The organism is Streptomyces sp. TRM64462 (genome assembly GCF_013362995.1).
Taxonomy (GTDB): domain Bacteria; phylum Actinomycetota; class Actinomycetes; order Streptomycetales; family Streptomycetaceae; genus Streptomyces.
The window spans coordinates 41493-59963 of sequence record NZ_JABWDV010000459.1 but is presented as its reverse complement, the minus strand read 5'-3'; the positions used below and the strand labels follow the sequence as shown (position 1 = coordinate 59963).

At 68.1% G+C, this 18471-nt stretch carries 13 protein-coding genes; 6 read left to right on the top strand and 7 right to left on the bottom strand.

Annotated elements, in window-relative coordinates:
* Nucleotides 1-399: an OB-fold nucleic acid binding domain-containing protein gene (locus HTZ82_RS30330; protein ID WP_175412603.1), complete on the top strand. Its 399-nt coding sequence runs from the start codon at nt 1-3 to the stop codon at nt 397-399.
* Between the two features lie 3 nt (nt 400-402).
* Nucleotides 403-1173, top strand: a complete 771-nt coding sequence (locus HTZ82_RS30325) for a DUF3159 domain-containing protein (RefSeq protein WP_175412602.1) — start codon at nt 403-405, stop codon at nt 1171-1173.
* A gap of 51 nt (nt 1174-1224) precedes the next feature.
* Here HTZ82_RS30325 and HTZ82_RS30320 read toward each other — a convergent pair whose 3' ends face one another.
* Together HTZ82_RS30320 and HTZ82_RS30315 are read right to left on the bottom strand one after the other, a co-directional pair.
* Nucleotides 1225-1899 carry a TrkA family potassium uptake protein gene (locus HTZ82_RS30320; protein ID WP_175412601.1) on the bottom strand — a complete coding sequence of 225 codons (675 nt, stop codon included), beginning with the start codon at nt 1897-1899 and terminating at the stop codon, nt 1225-1227.
* On the bottom strand, nt 1899-2567 hold the full coding sequence (locus HTZ82_RS30315) for a TrkA family potassium uptake protein (protein WP_175412600.1): 669 nt from the start codon (nt 2565-2567) through the stop codon (nt 1899-1901). Before HTZ82_RS30315 ends, HTZ82_RS30320 begins: the two co-directional genes overlap by 1 nt.
* A gap of 204 nt (nt 2568-2771) precedes the next feature.
* On the opposite strand from HTZ82_RS30315, the gene HTZ82_RS30310 reads away from it, so the two are divergent.
* Together HTZ82_RS30310 and HTZ82_RS30305 are read left to right on the top strand one after the other, a co-directional pair.
* Complete coding sequence (locus HTZ82_RS30310; RefSeq protein WP_175412599.1) at nt 2772-4826, top strand: APC family permease; 2055 nt, start codon at nt 2772-2774, stop codon at nt 4824-4826.
* A 77-nt stretch (nt 4827-4903) separates the two neighbouring features.
* Entirely contained in the window at nt 4904-6235 is a 1332-nt protein-coding gene (locus tag HTZ82_RS30305) for a class I SAM-dependent RNA methyltransferase (RefSeq protein ID WP_175412598.1), read from the top strand.
* A gap of 325 nt (nt 6236-6560) precedes the next feature.
* Here HTZ82_RS30305 and HTZ82_RS30300 read toward each other — a convergent pair whose 3' ends face one another.
* Nucleotides 6561-6821: a hypothetical protein gene (locus HTZ82_RS30300; protein ID WP_175412597.1), complete on the bottom strand. Its 261-nt coding sequence runs from the start codon at nt 6819-6821 to the stop codon at nt 6561-6563.
* A gap of 371 nt (nt 6822-7192) precedes the next feature.
* On the bottom strand, nt 7193-8746 hold the full coding sequence (locus tag HTZ82_RS30295) for a helix-turn-helix domain-containing protein (RefSeq protein ID WP_175412596.1): 1554 nt from the start codon (nt 8744-8746) through the stop codon (nt 7193-7195).
* A gap of 158 nt (nt 8747-8904) precedes the next feature.
* Here HTZ82_RS30295 and HTZ82_RS30290 point away from each other — a divergent pair, with 158 nt between their 5' ends.
* Nucleotides 8905-9078, top strand: coding sequence for a hypothetical protein (locus tag HTZ82_RS30290; RefSeq protein WP_175412595.1), 174 nt, complete (start codon nt 8905-8907; stop codon nt 9076-9078).
* Nucleotides 9079-9315: 237 nt separating this feature from the next.
* A complete protein-coding gene (locus HTZ82_RS30285; RefSeq protein WP_175412594.1) occupies nt 9316-10206 on the top strand; it encodes a DUF5655 domain-containing protein in 891 nt (296 codons plus the stop codon).
* A 289-nt stretch (nt 10207-10495) separates the two neighbouring features.
* Here the strand turns inward: HTZ82_RS30285 and HTZ82_RS30280 are convergent, their stop codons facing one another.
* The 3 genes from HTZ82_RS30280 to HTZ82_RS30270 form a co-directional block, all read right to left on the bottom strand.
* Nucleotides 10496-13678: an RNaseH domain-containing protein gene (locus HTZ82_RS30280; RefSeq protein WP_175412593.1), complete on the bottom strand. Its 3183-nt coding sequence runs from the start codon at nt 13676-13678 to the stop codon at nt 10496-10498.
* A gap of 201 nt (nt 13679-13879) precedes the next feature.
* Nucleotides 13880-17173, bottom strand: a complete 3294-nt coding sequence (locus HTZ82_RS30275; RefSeq protein ID WP_175412592.1) for a hypothetical protein — start codon at nt 17171-17173, stop codon at nt 13880-13882.
* The gene (locus HTZ82_RS30270; protein ID WP_175412591.1) at nt 17164-18369 is read right to left on the bottom strand and encodes a hypothetical protein; all 1206 of its coding nucleotides are present in this window, start codon (nt 18367-18369) and stop codon (nt 17164-17166) included. The genes HTZ82_RS30275 and HTZ82_RS30270 overlap by 10 nt, the downstream gene beginning before the upstream one ends.
* Nucleotides 18370-18471: the final 102 nt, after the last annotated feature.

The window sequence follows — 18471 nt, the reverse complement described above, 5'->3', positions numbered from 1 at the left end:
ATGAGTGCTGCACCGCGTACAGGCAAGCCCGGAGGCCGCTTGCGCCGCATGCTGGACCGGCTGTCCAGTTCGCAGGGCGAGCTGGAGTCCGAGGAGCTCCAGGAGGACGCGGAAGCGGCCGGCTGCACCCGTATATCGGACTGCGGAGACCGCCAGATCGTGAAGGTGACTGGTACCTTGCGGACGGTCACCCTGCGTCCGCGGGCCGGAGTGCCGGCGCTGGAGGCCGAGCTCTTCGACGGCACCGCCCCGCTGGACGTGGTGTGGCTCGGCCGGCGCTCCATCGTCGGCATAGAACCGGGCCGCAGGCTCATCGCCTCCGGCCGGATCTGCATGAGCCAGGGCCGCAGGGTCCTCTTCAATCCGAAATACGAACTCCGACCGCTCGGACAGGAGTAGCCGGTGACGTCACTCGACAAGCCGACCACCGAACACCACGGCCAGCACGGCGGGGACGGCCGCGACGGCCAGGACGCCCAGGACGTGAAGGCGGTGACCGAGGCCGCGCTCTTCGAGGCGTTCGGCGGCCTGCGCGGCATGGTGGAGACCGTCCTCCCCGGCCTCCTCTTCGTCACGATCTACACGATCAACAAGGACGTCCACGTCTCGGCCCTCTCGGCCCTCGCCGTCTCGCTGCTGCTCGTCGCCGTACGCCTGATCCGCCGCGACACCGTCAAGCACGCGTTCAGCGGCGTCTTCGGGGTCGCCTTCGGTGTGGTCTTCGCGCTGATGACGGGCAACGCGAAGGACTTCTACCTGCCCGGCATGCTGTACACGCTGGGCATGGGCCTCGCGTACATCATCACCACGCTCGCCGGAGCGCCGCTGATCGGTCTGATCCTCGGCCCGATCTTCAAGGAGAACCTGTCCTGGCGCACCCGCAACCCGGGCCGGAAGAAGGCGTACGCGAAGGCGAGCTGGGCCTGGGGCCTCATCCTGCTCGGCAAGTGCGCGATCCTCTTCCCGCTGTACTGGTGGGCCGACACGGAGAAGCTGGGCTGGGTCCTGGTCGCCCTGAAGATCCCGCCGTTCCTGCTCGCGGTCTACCTGACCTGGGTCTTCCTGGCGAAGGCGCCGCCGCCGATCGACGTCTTCGCGGAGATGGAGGAGGCCGAGCGCGCCGAGAAGGAACGCGAGGCCCAGGCGGCCGCCGCGCGCGAGCGCGACGCCTGACGTCCACGGATACGCCGACGCGGGCGGGGCCCGGGNCGGGCCCCGCCCGCGTCAGCCGGCGTCCGCGCGCCGTACCGACAGCAGGTCCTCCAACTGCTCCTCACGCGCCTGGGCCGCGACGAACAGCAGCTCGTCCCCCGCCTCCAGCGTCTCCTCCGGGCTCGGCGTGAGCACCCGCGACCCACGGATGATCGTCACCAGCGACGTGTCCTCCGGCCACGCCACATCCCCCACCGGCGTACCGGCGAGCGCCGACTCCGGCGGCAGGGTCAGCTCGACCAGGTTCGCGTCGCCGTGGCTGAAGCGCAGCAGCCGGACCAGGTCACCGACGCTCACCGCCTCCTCCACCAGCGCCGACATCAGCCGCGGCGTCGACACCGCGACGTCCACGCCCCACGCCTCGTTGAACAGCCACTCGTTCTTCGGGTTGTTGACCCGGGCGACGACCCTGGGCACCCCGTACTCGGTCTTCGCGAGCAGCGACACGACCAGGTTCACCTTGTCATCGCCCGTCGCCGCGATGACCACGTTGCAGCGCTGCAGCGCCGCCTCGTCCAGGGACGTGATCTCGCAGGCGTCGGCCAGCAGCCACTCCGCCTGCGGCACCCGCTCCACCGAGATGGCGGTCGGCGCCTTGTCGATCAGGAGCACCTCGTGCCCGTTCTCCAGCAGCTCACCCGCGATGGAACGACCCACCGCACCCGCACCCGCGATCGCGACCCGCATCAGTGACCGCCTTCCTCGGGCCCGTGGGCGAACGCCGCCTCGACCTTCTCGACCTCGTCCGTCCGCATCATCACGTGCACCAGATCGCCCTCCTGCAGCACCGTCTGCGACGTCGGCAGCACGGCCTCACCGAGCCGGGTGAGGAAGGCGACCCGTACGCCCGTCTCCTCCTGGATCCTGCTCACCTTGTGGCCGATCCAGGCCGGCGACGCGTACACCTCCGCGAGCTGCACACCGCCGCTCGGATCCCGCCACAGCGGCTCCGCGCCGGACGGCAGCAGCCGCCGCAGCATCTGGTCGGCGGTCCAGCGGACCGTGGCGACCGTCGGGATGCCCAGCCGCTGGTACACCTCGGCGCGCCGGGGGTCGTAGATACGGGCCGCGACGTTCTCGATGCCGAACATCTCGCGCGCCACACGCGCCGCGATGATGTTGGAATTGTCACCGCTGCTGACCGCGGCGAACGCCCCTGCCTCCTCGATGCCCGCCTCGCGCAGGGTGTCCTGGTCGAAGCCCACACCGGTCACCCGGCGACCGCCGAACCCGGAGCCCAGGCGGCGGAAGGCCGTCGGGTCCTGGTCGACGACGGCGACTGTGTGTCCCTGCTGCTCCAGGGTCTGGGCCAGCGCCGCGCCGACACGCCCGCAGCCCATGATCACAATATGCACGTTCGCCTACCCCGCACTCCTGGTCACCCTGCTGACGTGCGAAAACACCCTGCTCACTCTTCTCTCTCACCCTGCGGGCGGTCACTGCCCGCATGCCGCACGGTCTCGTGTCGAGCTTATGCCCCGATCTTCCGGTTGCCCTCACCGGCGTCAGGACGGCCCGCGAGTGGGCGTGGCGCGATTCGAACGCTTACGATCCCCTGCGTGTCCAAACTGACCGACGTGCCCAAACGCATCCTGATCGGCCGGGCCCTCCGGAGCGACAGGCTGGGCGAGACGCTGCTGCCGAAACGCATCGCGCTCCCCGTCTTCGCCTCCGACCCGCTGTCGTCGGTCGCGTACGCCCCGGGCGAAGTCCTGCTGGTCCTCTCCATCGCGGGCGCGTCGGCCTACGCGTTCAGCCCCTGGATCGCGGCGGCCGTCGTGATCCTCATGTTCACGGTCGTCGCCTCGTACCGGCAGAACGTGCACGCCTACCCCAGCGGCGGCGGCGACTACGAGGTGGCCAACACCAACCTCGGACCGAAGGCCGGCCTCGGCGTCGCGAGCGCGCTCCTCGTCGACTACGTCCTGACCGTCGCCGTGTCCATCTCGTCCGGCGTCGAGAACCTGGGCTCCGCCATCCCGTTCGTCGTCGAGCACAAGACGGCGTCCGCCGTCGTCATCATCGTGCTGCTGACCCTGATGAACCTGCGCGGGGTGAAGGAGTCCGGCCGGCTCTTCGCCATCCCGACGTACGTCTTCGTCTCCGGCGTCTTCGCCCTCATCGCCTGGGGCGCCTTCCGCGGCCTCGTGCTGGGCGACACCATGCAGGCCCCGACGGCCGACCTGGAGATCAAGGCGGAACACCAGGGCCTGGCGGGCTTCGCGTTGTTCTTCCTCCTGCTGCGGGCCTTCTCGTCCGGCTGCGCCGCGCTCACCGGCGTCGAGGCCATCAGCAACGGCGTCCCCGCCTTCCGCAAGCCGAAGAGCCGCAACGCCGCGACGACCCTCGCACTCATGGGCGGCTTCGCCGTCACCATGTTCTGCGGCATCATCGGCCTCGCCCTGGCGACGGACGTCAAGATGGCCGAGCACCCGGCCACCGACCTGCTCCGCGACGGCACCCCGGTCGGCCCGGAGTACACGCAGGAGCCGGTCATCTCGCAGGTCGCGGCCGCCGTCTTCGGCCACGGCAGCATCCCGTTCATCCTGCTCGCCGCCGCGACCGCGCTCGTCCTGTTCCTCGCCGCCAACACGGCGTACAACGGCTTCCCGCTGCTCGGCTCGATCCTCGCCCAGGACCGCTACCTGCCCCGCCAGCTGCACACGCGCGGCGACCGGCTCGCCTTCTCCAACGGCATCGTGCTCCTCGCCGGCGCCGCCGCGGTGCTCGTCTACGTGTACGGCGCCGACTCGTCCCGCCTCATCCAGCTCTACATCGTCGGCGTCTTCGTCTCGTTCACGCTCAGCCAGACCGGCATGGTCCGGCACTGGAACCGCCATCTGCGCACCGAGACCAACCCGGCGGCGCGCCGCCGCATGATCCGCTCCCGCGCGATCAACACCTTCGGCGCCTTCTTCACCGGCCTCGTGCTGATCGTGGTCCTCGTGACCAAGTTCGAGCACGGCGCGTGGGTGTCGCTGGTCGGCATGGCGATCTTCTACGTGACGATGACCGCGATCCGTAAGCACTACGACCGGGTCTCGGACGAGCTGGCCGCGCCCGAGGGCCCGAGCGACGACAGCCTCCGCCCGTCCCGCGTCCACTCCATCGTCCTGGTGTCGAAGATCCACCGCCCGACGCTGCGCGCGGTCGCGTACGCCAAGCTGATGCGCTCCGACCGGCTGGAGGCCCTCAGCATCAACGTCGACCCCGACGAGACCAAGGCCCTGCAGGCCGAGTGGGACCGCCGCGGCATCAACGTCCCGCTGAAGATCCTCGACTCGCCGTACCGGGAGATCACCCGCCCCGTCGTCGAGTACGTCAAGAACCTGCGCCGCGAGAGCCCGCGCGACGTGGTGAGCGTGATCATCCCCGAGTACGTGGTGGGCCACTGGTACGAGCACCTGCTGCACAACCAGAGCGCCCTGCGCCTCAAGGGCCGCCTGCTGTTCACCCCCGGCGTCATGGTCACCTCCGTCCCGTACCAGCTCCGCTCCTCCGAACTGGCCAGGCAGCGCGCGAAGAAGCACCAGGACTGGAACGCCCCCGGCGCGGTGCGCCGCGGCCTGGTGGAGCAGGGCCCGAAGGCGCCGGGGCCGAGCGGCGAGGAGTGACGCGGCCGCGACGTACACTGGTGGGCTGGTCGCCCAACCGGCGCGAGAACCCCTTCCCCCTCTGGAGCTGTCCCGCCATGCCGAAGAACGCCCCCGAGTCCTCGCTGGCCGGGCAGGAGTACGAGGTCGAGGTCGGCCCCGTCGCACACGGCGGCCACTGCATCGCACGCACGGAGGCGGGCCGCGTGCTGTTCGTCCGCCACGCACTGCCGGGCGAGCGGGTGATCGCCCGGGTCACGGAGGGCGAGGAGACGTCCCGCTACCTCCGCGCGGACGCGGTGAAGATCCTGGACGCGTCCAAGGACCGGATCGAGGCACCCTGCCCGTACGCGGGCCCGGGCCGCTGCGGCGGCTGCGACTGGCAGCACGCGAAGCCGGGCGCCCAGCGCCGCCTGAAGGGCGAGGTCATCGCGGAGCAGCTGCACCGCCTGGCGGGCCTGACGCCCGAGGAGGCCGGCTGGGACGGCACGGTCGTCCCGGCGGAGGGCGACAAGCTCCCGGCGGGCGAGGTCCCGCAGTGGCGCACCCGGGTCCAGTACGCGGTCGACGCGTCGGGCCGCGCCGGCCTGCGCCGCCACCGCTCGCACGAGGTGGAGCCCATCGACCACTGCATGATCGCGGCGGAGGGCGTGACGGAACTGGGCGTGGAGAAGCGCACCTGGCCCGGCATGGCATCGATCGAGGCCATCGCGGCGACAGGCTCCCAGGACCGCCAGGTCATCCTGACGCCCCGCCCGGGCGCGCGCCTGCCCCTCGTCGAACTGGACAAGCCGGTCTCGGTGCTCCGCGTCGAGGAGAAGGACGGCGGCGTCCACCGCGTCCACGGCCGTCCGTTCGTCCGCGAGCGCGCCGACGACCGCACGTACCGCGTGGGCAACGGCGGCTTCTGGCAGGTCCACCCGAAGGCCGCCGACACCCTGGTCCGCGCGGTCATGCAGGGCCTCCTCCCGCGCAAGGGCGACACGGCCCTGGACCTCTACTGCGGCGCGGGCCTGTTCGCGGGCGCCCTGGCCGACCGGGTCGGCGAGAAGGGCGCGGTCCTGGGCATCGAGTCGGGCAAGCGCGCGGTGGAGGACGCCCGCCACAACCTGGCCGGCTTCGACCGCGTGCGCATCGAACAGGGCAAGGTCGAACAGGTCCTGCCCCGCACGGGCATCACGGAGGCCGACCTCGTCGTCCTGGACCCGCCCCGCGCCGGCGCCGGCAAGCAGACGGTCCACCACCTGGCCGCCTTGACCCCCCGCCGCATCGCCTACGTGGCCTGCGACCCGGCAGCCCTCGCCCGCGACCTCGCCTACTTCCGCGAGGCGGGCTACAAGCCCCGGACGCTGCGGGCGTTCGACCTGTTCCCGATGACGCATCATGTGGAGTGCGTGGCGATCCTTGAACCCGCCGGAAAGGGCGCCTGACCTGCAGGTTTAGCTGGTGTGCGTTATGTGCGGTGTGGGCGTTAAGGGCGATATCTTGACGCTGAAATGACGCTCTCCGACGTATCTTGACGCTCGTTTGACGCTCGTTCTGATGGGATGTCACCGGGATCTTCGTGGCTCGCCGGGCGCACTCCGAGCGTGGCCTTGGCGGTGCAGGGCGTCGGTGTGCCGGGCGATCGGGTTCGTGCAGTATCTGCTGATTGCTGCGCCTGTGATGACTTTCGACGCCCCGTGCGCCCGAAGGTGTGCCGACGTGCAGCAGGTGGTCGCACCGGCGGGGCGCACGGCCCCCCTAATCGGCGCGCTAGTTGAACGCTCCGCACGTGCACTCGTTTCTGAACTTCCCCTGGTTCATGAGCGTGGCGTGGTCAGCGATGTCCTTGAGCGTGACTGTTTCCCAGTCGTCCTGTTCTGCGAATCGAGCGATGGCATCGGTTAGGGCCTCAGCGTTGCCCCGATCCGCAGCAGGGTCGGGATTCTCGTGCGTCAGCATCCCGGCGGCGGCTACGGCGTGACGAAGCCAGTGCACCGAGTACAGAGGGCACCCGCGCTCGTGAACGATCATGGCTCCTCCTGCAATTCGGCTGGGGTTACCGCTTCAAAGGATAGAAGCGCCTGGCGAGCCGTACCGACAGCTGGGGAGTACAGACCGTGGTGACCACCTGGAGCCCGGTCCCCATCAGCGAGGCCACACTGCCGCGCATGGAATCGCACGATGCTTTCCGCTCACAGGCCCTCGGCGCTCCGGGATCCCCGACGCCCTCGCCGCTCGGCTGGACGCGGCACGAACCGAGCCCGCGATACGCCCCTGAAGGGCTGGGCCGAGAACTTGCGCGGTCGATTCGGGAACAGCGACGCAATGACGGCACGGCCTCTGTGCTGGACATAGGTGCTTGGTCTAGATGTCGCACCTCGGGCGAGTTGTGAGATCCGGACCTAACGGACTGAACCGGCTTTTTCGGGATGGCTCTCAGCGTTCCGTACGCTTTCGCCCCGGTAGTAGCGGACGGCATTGGGGTACTGCGTGTGCTCCTGGTACAGGAGTACGTGCCCCTTGAGCGCGCTGATTTGCCATGTATCGCCGAGGCTCCGAGCGAGGAGCCGGAATGCCGTGTCTGCGGACAACGGACCCTGCGGGACCACCAGCGGAGCGGCTTCCAGGTATTCGGGTCCCAGCTTGTGCCTGAAGCGATAGGGGAGCTCCGCCTTGATGAAATCGGCGAAGTCCTTTGGAGGCCACGTTCGACGCGTTCCGTCGTCGCGGAGGGCCCAGTCCAGGTCGATCGGGTGGACCATGTTGAAATGCTGGGGGCTGAGTTCCGATTGGTCCCGTTCCCGGCCCGCGTCCTTGTTGCCGAACCCGTTGAGGTTCCAAGGGAGCCGGGCGCCGTGCTCCTCCTTGAGATACCTGATGACGAGCCGCTCGGGGGCGACTGCCGACATGTCGTCCTCGATGTACATGGAAGTGAAGTACATCTCCTCCGGGAGGATCCCTCTTCGGCCCAGGATCTTCCGGCGGAGGGTGTCGAGGTGGTCCGGCAGGGGCCGCTCGGACTTGCCCGCGTAGACAAGCTCTGGTGACAGGTACGGCACCTTGCGGATCAGCTGGAAGATTCCGGGGCGCGGAACCATCTTGCGCAGCTCCTCCTCGGCCAGCGGTACAGGTGCCTGCTCGTCAAAAGCCCGCCAGAGCCGGGCGCCCAGCGCCGCATCGAAGCCGAGATGAAAGCTGACACTGTCACCGGCCGCGGACTGTCTGGTCGGAGTAGCTGCGCGGAGGGTCCTGAGCGACAGGGCGCTTGCAGCCTCACCCCGAGCCGCGTCCTCCTCGGCTTCGGTCTCGGCGGTCTCCAGTTGCCGTTCCAGCACGGCGCACCGCAGCTCGGCTTCGCGGGCGCGGCGCTGGGCTTCCTCCAGCTCCGCCTTATGCCGAGCGAGTGACTCCCGCAGGGAATCCCGCTCGGTGCGCATGGCCTCGAAGTCCTCTGACCGTTGCTCAAGTGCGATGCGGTGCGCCAGGCGCTCGGCGGCCCCTGCGTTCTCCAACCGCCGTAGCTGGAACTGTTGCTCGTCGAGCTGCTCTTGCGCGCGGCGGATCACCTCCCGTAGGAGTCGGGCCTCCTGCTGGAAATGGCGGCTCTCCCGGTCGGCCTCTGCCAGTTGGTCCCGCAGGTCCTGCAGGGCACCACTTGCCGGACTCGTAGCGCGCAGGGCGGTCCGGTGCAGTTTGCGCACCAAGTCTTTGGCAGCCGGCGTCAACTCGGTCCCGGTCTCCCGGTCGCCGTTCTCGAGGAGTTGTTCGACGAATTCGGCGGGAGGCACCAAGGCTCCGCTGAAGAATCGGGAGAGGGTGGAGCGGTCCCACGAGACGCGCACCGCGTAGCGACTCAGGGACACGCCAAGTCGCTGAGCCAAATCACGCAAAGCGACAGCTAGTTCATAACGCTCTTGGCCGACCTTGGCTCTGTCGACGTCCTTCTGGAAGACCATCGTACGCGGTCCCTTCGGAGCCAGCTCCCCCTGCGACATCCGCTCTCCTCCGTCGACCCCACTCTGCCGTTGCGTAAACTCGCAACAGTGTGCGCGTGCCGAAACACGCGTCTGTCTTCCATGATCGGTCACCTGCACTGGACCGACCGAGGGACCCCATGACCACCACTGTCGCGCTGATCGTTTTCCTGCTCTTGCTGCTCACCCTGCTGCTGGGCGGGGCGTTGTTCTACGTCGTCCACGCGCGCCCACATCTCGCGGTACCCCTCACGGTTGCTATGGCCGGCATGACCTTGTTGGCCACCTGCGTCGCCGGCATCACCGCTCGGTGAGTTCGGCGAACCTGTCGCCGCGGCGCGTTCGGCCGTTTCGCCTTCAGCCCCGTCAAGGACGAGTTGGTAGGGTTGCGGGCCCTGCGCGACCATGCTAGGGGCAGGTCGGCGGCCGTGACGCCAAGCGGATCCTGTCGAGTTTCGCGCCCTCACACGTTCTTCACGAGGTTGAAGCCTCTCGTGGAAACAAACCTGCATATGCCCGACGTTGTCGATCTCCTAGCCGAGGAGGGGAAGGTGTCGGGCCTGAAGCTGTTCCACACGACGAAGAGCGGCGTGATCGAGGTCACGCCGCGTCTTGCTCAGGTCGAGGTCGATGTGCAGAGCCTCATCGAGGCGCATATGGAGACGTTACTGGGCGTCACGTTCCCCGCGAGCGAGTACGTCATCGACTGCGGCGACGGAGGGCGGATCGATTTCCTAGGGCTCGACGAGAACGGGGCGCCCGTGGTCGTGGAGTACAAGCGCGGCACCGCGGCCGGCGTGATCAATCAGGGCCTCTACTACATGGCGTGGCCGACGGCGCACAAGGACGCCTTCCGGAACCTGGTCAGCGACCGGCTCGGGGCTTCGGCCGCGGCCCAGGTCCTGTGGAGCGCACCCCGGCTGATTTGCGTCGCCGGTGACTTCACCCGCTACGACGCGTACGCCGTACGCGAGCACCGGTGCAGCATTGACCTGGTCCGCTACCGGTACTTCGGCAACGATCACATCGGCCTTGAGACCGTGGCATCGGTCGCCGGGCACTCGCCCGCTACCAGGCGGGCCCGCTGGCACGCGGCGGGGCTGCCCACGGCTCGAAGGCAGGGCGGAGCGATGGCGGAACTGGCCGTGGCGGTCGACGAGGCGCTGCTCGGTCTCGGGGACGGCGTCACCCGAGTCCGGCGCAAGCAGTACGTTGCGTACCAGCGTCTGCGGAACTTCGCCTGCGTCTGCCCGCCGCAGCAGACCAAGCTGCTCGTCTACCTCAAGGCCGACCCTAAGAAGGTCGACCTGGTTCCCGGGTTCACCCGGGACGTGACGGGGCTCGGCCACCACGGCACGGGCGACCTGGAGGTGCAGCTCCGCACGGAGCGGGACCTGGAGCGCGCCCAGGAGCTGTTCCGCGCGAGCCACGCGGCGGCGTGAGACTACAGCGGCTGTCTCGGCAGTCGCACTCCACGCGTTGATTCGATGATCGTCTCGGTGATGCCTCTCGACGTACGGGCAGGTAGTGGCGGTGGAGCATCAATGATGTGGGGGATCGCCGGTTGGCTGACCGGCGATCCCCCGCTATGTTGTGCCGCTGCCTCGGCATCCTCGGTCGAGCCGCTCTGAGCGATCGTCGCCCCCGCATGGCGGGACGCCCGTGGTTGCGCGGTTCACTACGTTGGCATCCCAGCGGTTCTACGTCGCGGTCTCTGCCGGGATGGCTGGGCTATTCCTGGTCAGCGGTCTGCTGCGTGTCGCCGGTCGCTTCCGCCTCGTTGTCCTCCTGCGGAGCGGTGCGGCGGTACTGCGGGTGGTCCAGGTCCATCTGCTGGGCCGCGTGGAGATGGACGGGATAGCGCGTTCGGTTACTCCATGCCAGGGGGCGGTTGCACAGGCGCGCGGTGATGGTCGCGAGCACCTCCTGGTCCACCCCCGGCGTCAGCGGCACGGGGTAGATCTCGGTGCCGTTCATCGTGTACCAGTTGGCGGCGACCTCGTTCTTCGAGATGTTGCCCTTTTCATTGGAGCCGTGGCCGGCGGTCCACCGGGTCTTGTCTCCGCCGAGGCGGCCCGCCCCGTTCCCGTCGTACTGGTGAGGGACGTTCGACAGGATCCAGGTGGCGGGGCCGAGGTCGGTGTCGAGCCGGTACAGCGACGTCGTGGTGCTGTTTGCGCCGATCAAGTTCCCGTCCGCGTCGAACCGGCTGACGCTGATCGGCTGCGGCACCTCGCCCGCGCTCTTATTGATCCGGATCACGGCGATGGGCCGGTCCTGGTGGCGCAGCGTGCTGCCGGGGAGCCAGGTGTCTCCGGCTTCTCCGGCCAGGCCCTGCTTGTTGTTGTGGAGGCCGCCCCACAGCCTGCGGGTTCCGACTCCGTCCACGGTGACGGTGTAGGGGAGGCGGCCGATGTGGACGGTCAGGTCGGAGAGGGCCTGGTCGATCTGCTCGGCGACCTTCTTGTAGCCCCGGTTGTCGTCGACCAGCTCGGTCATCTTGCCGGTCGGGTAGTCGAGGGCGTGGAAGGCGGCGATGGCATCGTTGTAGTGCTGCCACTTCGGGCTGGTGTAGCTCCAGCCGTGGAGGGTCCAGGAGTCTCCCTCTACGGAAGGAGGTACCAGGGCGACTGCGGTGATGCAGATCTTCGCCTTCTCCTTGGGGTGCTGCTTGCTCTGCCGGCGTACGTGGATCCCGACGTGTGCGACGCCATGAGGGGCGTGGGCGCCGATGGGGTCGATCAGGGCCGTGTCGATGCGCTCGTCGAGGATTCCGATGTTGCGGTGCAGGTCGACGAGGGAATAGAGCGCCTGGTGGTCCTTGCCCTGGTCTCGCTTGCGCTTGGTCTGCTTCATGTCGGCGATGTACTGCGACACGATGCCCCTCTGGGCGATGATCCGGCGTCCCTGGTACTTGGCGTCGGTCTCGTCGTTCTTCGCCCGCTGGCGCCGGTCTCGCCGGTTCTCGGCAGCCTCCTCCTCGGTGGTGTCCTCGATGGACTGGGCCGTGTACTCGGTCTCCGCCCAGACCGCTACGAGCGTTCCCGGTTCTCGGCGAAGGAAGGGGAGTTCGTCGACCAGCCCGGCGCGGCCCTTGGCGGGGCCGTGTGCGAGGAAGGCGGGGGCGTGGTGGAACACGACGCTGACGGTGTCGTCGTGCAGCGGGACGGGGACGCCGTCGATGGGGTCGATGCTGGTGGCGGGCAGGTTGTAGGCGTCACAGAGCCCGTTGATCATGCGGGTGCGGTTCTCGTCCTTGCTCCACAGGCACACGATCCGCAGGTGCTTGTATCCCATGGACGTGAGGGAGCGGGTCACCTCGGTCGGGGCGGGGAGAGGGTTCTTCGGGTCGTTCCGGGGGAACCCGCGGGTGTTCAGGTGAATGTCGGGGCTGGTCGCGGCGTCGCCGAAGACGTCGCGGATGTGCCGGTCCAGTTCGCGCATGTGGTGCATGCCGACGCCGCGTCCGATGGGGAACTTGTAGCTCTTGGCCTGAATGGGGCGGATCTTGCTGTCCGGGCCGATCGGGGGGAGTGCTTCCCGGATCTCGCCCTCGCCGCTTTCGGTGTCTTGCGTGGCGGCGTCGTGGTCGGCCTCGGCCTGGGCCCGGTTCTGGATGAGGCTCAGGGTGGTGTAGTCCATGCCGAGCTTGGCGAGGATCTGGAGCGCCATCCGGTTGATCCGCCGGATCTTGCCGCGGCCGTCCAGCTCGACCTCGATCAGCGGGAGTTCGGGGTCGGCCTGCTCGACCAGCACCTTCCGTGCGTAGGCCATGTTGGACTTGAGGCGTGTCACCTGGGAGGAGGCCAGGATCACGGGGTGGGAGAGGTTGGGGAGGGTCTTCATGGACAGCCGGACGCGCGCCACGGCGTGCGCGGTGCCGTTCTTGTTCGACCAGGGGTGGCCCCAGGCGACCAGGCCGCCCTCGCTGTCCGGGCGGAGCGTGATCTCCTGCCCGTCAACCTTCCATGGACGTGCCGCTAGGCGGATCGACAGGTCCCACGTCACCGTCCGGTACACCCAGCCCGGGGCGTCCGGCTGGCCGTTCTCGTTGGTGATGAGGTAGTCGGCGAGGAGGCGGTGTTCCTGCGGGGTGTTGGCGACCTTCAGGGCCAGCGGGTCGGGATTGTTGAGGCTGATCTGGTCGATGGGCGTGCCCATGGCCATGCCGACCATGAGGGTGAAGGCGTCGCGGAGGGTGTCGTCGTCGATCTCGACGCGGGTGACTAGGACGCCGGCCCAGGGGTCGAAGTGGACGTAGCCGCCGGTCAGGCAGCGCAGCGCGGTCGTGACGATGGAGTGGGGGGCCTGGACCTCTTCTCGGCCGGCGAGGTCCTTGTACGCGCGGTCGAAGCCTCTCCAGAGGTTCTTGAACCCGTTGTCGAACTCGCGGACCACGACGGTGGCGCCATCGAGGAGTCGCGGGGTGCACAGGTACGCGGCGACGTTCAGCCGCTGCTTCTTGTTGACCCTGGGAGGTTGGCCCGTGAGGGGCTGAGCGGTCATCGGGGTGCGTGCTCCGTTTCTGGCCGTACGGCGGTACGCCGGGATGGGGGAGTGCGAGGCAGAGGAGAGGCTCTCGTCATCGGGCGCCGCGTCGCCCGCCGGCCGTGATTTACGGCCGATCAGGCAGTCGTCTTTGGTGAGGTAGCTGCCGAGACGATGGATGCCCATGAAGTAGTGGAAGCGCAGCTTGCCGACCATCGCGGGGGGAAGAGCGCCGTAGACAGGGCAGAGGTGTACCTGATCCTGGCCGGCGAGGAGAGCTTCGGCTACCGAGGTGAGTTCCTGGGGCGATCGTGCCGCGGGCTTCTGGAGCAGGCGGATGATGTCCAGGGCCTGCGTGTAGGTGTAGTCCGTGCGCCGCTGGAGCTTCCGGGCATCCTTCTGCAACGGGTTTTGCCGCTTGGGCATGTCTGTTCCCTCGCGCGGTATCCCATGCTTCCCGCCGAGACGATGACGATGCCTGGCAGTGATGTGCGTGCCCGAAAACGGGACTTCATCGCGCGGGTCCAACGGGGCCTTTGGCTAACGGTCGCTGCATGGGAGCTACCGTCATTCGCCTGGGCAGTGCGCGTCCAGCCGTGCGTCACCATAGCACGGCTGGACGGGCGATCAATGACCTTCTGATTCCTCGGAGTTGATCCCGGCGTACGCGAGGAACGCGGCGAGCGCTTCGCGGTAGATCGCGTCCATTCTCCGCCGGACGTCTGGAGTCCACTTCTCGTGCATCCGGCGCAGGATGTTCTTCAGGTCGGACTTCCACGAGTCGTTGTGGAAGGCGTAGTCCACCAGGTGCAGCGTCATGTCCGTGCCGCCGCGGCGGGCCCGGCCGGCGAGTTGGATCATGTCGACGATCATCCCGGCGACGATCTCCTCCTGGAGAGTCTTGTGGGCACTGACGAACCCGGGCGCGGAGCGCATGATCAGCCGAAGCCGGGACCAGGCCGCCTCTCGCGCCTTCTGGAGGACTTCCAGGGGGTCGCTCGCGGGAGTGACGGCGTTGATCCCGGCAGCGTTGATGGAGGCGTACATCTCCGGCGGGTCGGTGAGCAGCGCGAGAGGCCGCGTGCACAGGTAGACGCTGGTGATCGCCGACCGGCGGCCGATGACGATATTCAGGCCGCGCGCGATCCTCGCCATGGGAACGACAAGGATCTTCCCGCGCTTGGGGAACGTAGTGAATTCCTCTGGTGTCAGCTCGATGACGCCAGGAGGGAGCTTGATGGCCTCCCGGAGCCGGTCACGCCGGTACTTGTCCGGGGGGACCGCGACGCACAGGCCGTCGCGGTAGTCGCCGGACGCATAGATGCCGGCGGCGATGTGGCGGCAGTGCTCGTAGGAGTTGACGACGACCGCCACGTGCGCCCGGTCGGGGTCGGTTTCGAGAAGTCCGGCGAGCTCGGGGTGGATCCTGTCGGTGTAGAGCTTCTCCCCGAGCGCATTGAGGGCCTTGCTCTTCAGGTGCTGAGGGAGTCCGGAGATCTGGATGTCGTGGTTGAGTGCGTCCTTGAGCGGCGCCTGCATTGCACTGATGCTCTCCGGGTCGGCGTCGGTCATCCACCACTTCACATGTCCGTGGACGTGCTCACGCACGGCCTGGGGGAAGTACGCGGTCGCCGACAGGCCCATGACCGGACGCTCGACGCCGGCCAGCACGAGAGACACGATGCCGCCGAGCTGCGCGGTGTAGGTGTGGGGATCGCCGGAGATGCTCTGCGAGGTGAGTTCGGCGGACTTCTCCGGGTCGTCCAGACCGGTGACCCGGTAGCCGAAGACGCCCTTGCCGAGCATGCCGTAGGGCAGGATGCCGGACGCCACGCCGGTCTCCAGCTTCTCTCCGAGCTTCTGCGCGGAGGGGAGTCCCGCGGCCTTGAACTGAGCGGTCTTCCCTCGGAGGCGTTCAAGGGTCATGTCCAGTTCGGCCAACCACACGCGGACGATCAGAAGCTCGATGGCCTCGCCCCGGTCGTAGCCGTTGGGGACGGCGTCCTTGAGGGTCCTGTCCATCTCCGATCGGGCCTGGGTGAGCAGGTCTTCTCCCCGTGACGCGAGCAGGTTCCCCAGTGCCTCCCGCACCTCCTTCAGGTGCGGTTCCAAGGAGATGTCGTGGATGCGGCCCGGGGGAAGCGCGTCCTCGGACGATTCCGGGTGCACGGGATGCAGGGCGTTCAGTTTGTCGAACAGCTCGGCCGGGATCTCCTGGGCGTCGGTGACGTCCTCCTCGGGGAACAAGAGCGTGATCAGTCGCCGGTCCCGCGACCCGGACAGGTGCCACATGCTGCTGTTCGAGCCGTGAGTGTCCTTCGCCTCGTCCCGCCCCTCGTAGTACCGCAGGTGAAGTTCGTCGGTACACAGTGCGGCGAGGAGGAATTCCGCCAGGTAGCGGGCGTGGCTGATGGTGGGGCACAACTCCTTGACCGCCTCGGACGACATGATCCGCTGGTCGTCGTCCAGGTCGCGAAGAGGAACGCTCTTGCGCTGCCGGGAGTCAAGGATCAGCTCGCTGGAGCACATGTCGACCGCCACCGACTGGAACTGGTCGACCTCGTCGATCAGGACCGCGTGTGAGCGGCGGAACACGAACTCGGCCACGGACAGGTCGCCGGCCTTCTTGCCGTCGAGCATGACGCCGATGTGGAACCGCCCGGCCATGAAGTTGTGGTGGTTGGTCACCACGACCGCGGCCTCGCACGCCTGGCGCTGCTGCTCGTACTTTCCGCACGTCTGCATCCACGAGCAGGACCGACTCCCCGTCATCGGGGGGATGGGGCCCAGGTACCGGCACGACTCGCTGCCCGGAGGGTACGGGTGCGTGCTGGTCGTGGCGTGCTTGAGAGCGCACCCGTAGGAGAGGGTGTCGAGACGCCACAGGGTCTCCTCGTCCTGGCCGATGAGAGGGCCTTCGATGCGGGAGACCAGCTTCATGGCCCGGTCGTGGAGCCGGGAGGGCGACATCAGAGGAGCACAGGTCTTCGTACTGCCGAGGGCCCTGAGGTCTTCCTTGATCTCCCACGCGGCGGACAGGGTCGCCTCGACGGTCGGGAGGACCAGGGTGATCGCGTACCCGTTGACCGCGAGCCAGGACGCCGCGACCCTCACCAGGACACTCTTCCCGGTTCCGGTAGGGGCATTGAAGATCTCGATGGGCCCGGCGAGGAGCATCAGGGCGTCACCGACGCTGATGTCGTCGGTCGTCTGCAGCTCGTCGAAGAGCTTGGACAGGACGTCGAAGAGGTACCCCTCCTTGCCGGTCTCCGCGTAGCGGACCCGGTCGACCTCCCTCGCGTGCTCCAGAAGATCAGGAGTGTGGATCTTCAGATCCGGCTCGTAGGGGAGCGTGTTCACCTCGGGGAGGTCATCGAGGTCCTTCCCGCTGGTGAAGGTGCCGGTTGCCGGGATGACCGCCCTGCCGACGATCTCCCCCTTCCCCGACGCGTACCGCTTGGCCGTCAGCCACGTCCCCGGGTCGGCCGGGGGATGCGCTCTCCTGCGCCCGTACGACTTCGACAGCCTCTCCAGCATGCGGTCGACGTGGGCGAGGAGATCGCCGCCGACCCGCGGCCTCGCGGCCACCGCGCTGCCGGGATCCCCCACCGCCTCGAACGGGATTCCGCCGTCCGGAGACTGCTCCGCAAGGCAGCCACGTACGAACCGGGTGAACACCCCCGATGAGGCGAAGTCCTGCCGCCCGTATCGGATGACACCGGCGATCCGCTGTTTGTCCGCGAGCGGCATCTCCCGCCACTGGTCCCACAGGTCCAGGTGGCCGGTGAAGAAGAACGACGCGTGACGGAATGACGCCACCAAGTGGCCTTCATCGTCCTTCTCCGGGAAGTAGTGCGCGGCCAGGGCCAGCGCGGCGGATGCCGAACCGACACCCTTCGACAGCTTCTTCGTCACGCCCACGTCGCGCCCGCTTCCTGGCACACCCGTGCGCCGAAGTCCCCAGCCGTCGCCACCCGCATCCACTTCCGGCTGACGTCCTCCAGCATCGGAACGGTGTCGTACCGGAAGTCCGGAACGACCAACCAGTCAGCACCGCCCCCGTCACCCCGGTCGGCGGTGATCTTGTCCGCCAGGAGCGTCGCGTGGGTGTAGTCCTTCACATCGACCTTGAACTCAGTCCTCGCCCCGTGCTTCTGTGACACCGTGACCAGCAGGTCGTAGGTGTCCATATCCGGCCACAGTGCCACGGCCACCCCGTTCTTCTTCAGGGTCGGCCTCGACAACGCGTCATACAGGCCCAGCTCGGGAATCCCCGGGATCGTCGTGCACCGCCACACCCCCCGCACTAGGGCCCTGTGCCCCTTCTCCGGGGTCGGCTCGGGGATCCGGTCCGTGATGTCCTTGAACAGGACGCTCGCATTCCCTTCGGGCTTCAACGGCCTGCCGACGGGCCGAAGCTCCGGTGCCTTGCCGCTTTCCGGAACCGTGAACTCGTACCGCGCCCCCTGCCGGGCGTGCGGCCGGTGGAAGCAACGGACCTTCCCCACAGCGCCACGCTTCTCGCCATGCAGCGTGATCTTCATGGGCCACGAGCAGAACGGGCACGCGAACCACCACCGCTGGTCGTAGAGCGCGTCGAACCGGATAGGTTCGTAGAACTCGTCGAGCTTCGCGGGGAGATCAAGACGGCGGAGTTCCCCGGCGGCCCCCGCCGGAGTCCTGATCAGGGCCGACCGCCATGCGCAGTAGGACTCCTGCGAGCGACCCTTCAGCAGCTCCCGGTGCACCAGTGTCTGGTGCAGCTCGTCGCTGACCCGATCACCCATCGCTGACCGGCCGTTCCACGACGCCTTGTCGAGCGCCTCCAGGACGGTCCGCTGCTCCATCTCCAGATCGTAGGAGTCCTCCTCGAACTCCCCGTCCTCGGTGATGGCGAAGAAGCCCGACATCTCGCCGGCGTCCACGCCGTCGGGCAGGAGCGCCGACAGGTCCTCCGTCAACATCTCCCGGAACTTGGTGAAGGTCAGGGGCTTTCCGGGACCCCACGCCCAGAGGATCCTCGCGTGGGCGTCCATCATCTCCTTGAGGCGGACTTCCGGGTCTGTGCTGCAGTCGGACCCGGTCAGTGCCCTCGCGGCCATGGCGGCAGCGGTCATGACGACATGCCGGACCTCGGCGTCATGCAATGAACTGGCGGAAGTAGAGCGTGTGTTCACCTGGTCGACCTTAGGTGTGCACCGATGCCCCGCAGCGATCTG

Coding starts and splice junctions, on each gene's coding strand:
- HTZ82_RS30330 (WP_175412603.1), top strand. CDS start 1: ATGAGTGCTGCACCGCGTACAGGCAAGCCCGGAGGCCGCTTGCGCCGC.
- HTZ82_RS30320 (WP_175412601.1), bottom strand. CDS start 1,899: ATGCGGGTCGCGATCGCGGGTGCGGGTGCGGTGGGTCGTTCCATCGCG.
- HTZ82_RS30305 (WP_175412598.1), top strand. CDS start 4,904: ATGCCGAAGAACGCCCCCGAGTCCTCGCTGGCCGGGCAGGAGTACGAG.
- HTZ82_RS30300 (WP_175412597.1), bottom strand. CDS start 6,821: ATGATCGTTCACGAGCGCGGGTGCCCTCTGTACTCGGTGCACTGGCTT.
- HTZ82_RS30295 (WP_175412596.1), bottom strand. CDS start 8,746: ATGGTCTTCCAGAAGGACGTCGACAGAGCCAAGGTCGGCCAAGAGCGT.
- HTZ82_RS30290 (WP_175412595.1), top strand. CDS start 8,905: ATGACCACCACTGTCGCGCTGATCGTTTTCCTGCTCTTGCTGCTCACC.
- HTZ82_RS30280 (WP_175412593.1), bottom strand. CDS start 13,678: ATGCCCAAGCGGCAAAACCCGTTGCAGAAGGATGCCCGGAAGCTCCAG.
- HTZ82_RS30270 (WP_175412591.1), bottom strand. CDS start 18,369: ATGACCGCTGCCGCCATGGCCGCGAGGGCACTGACCGGGTCCGACTGC.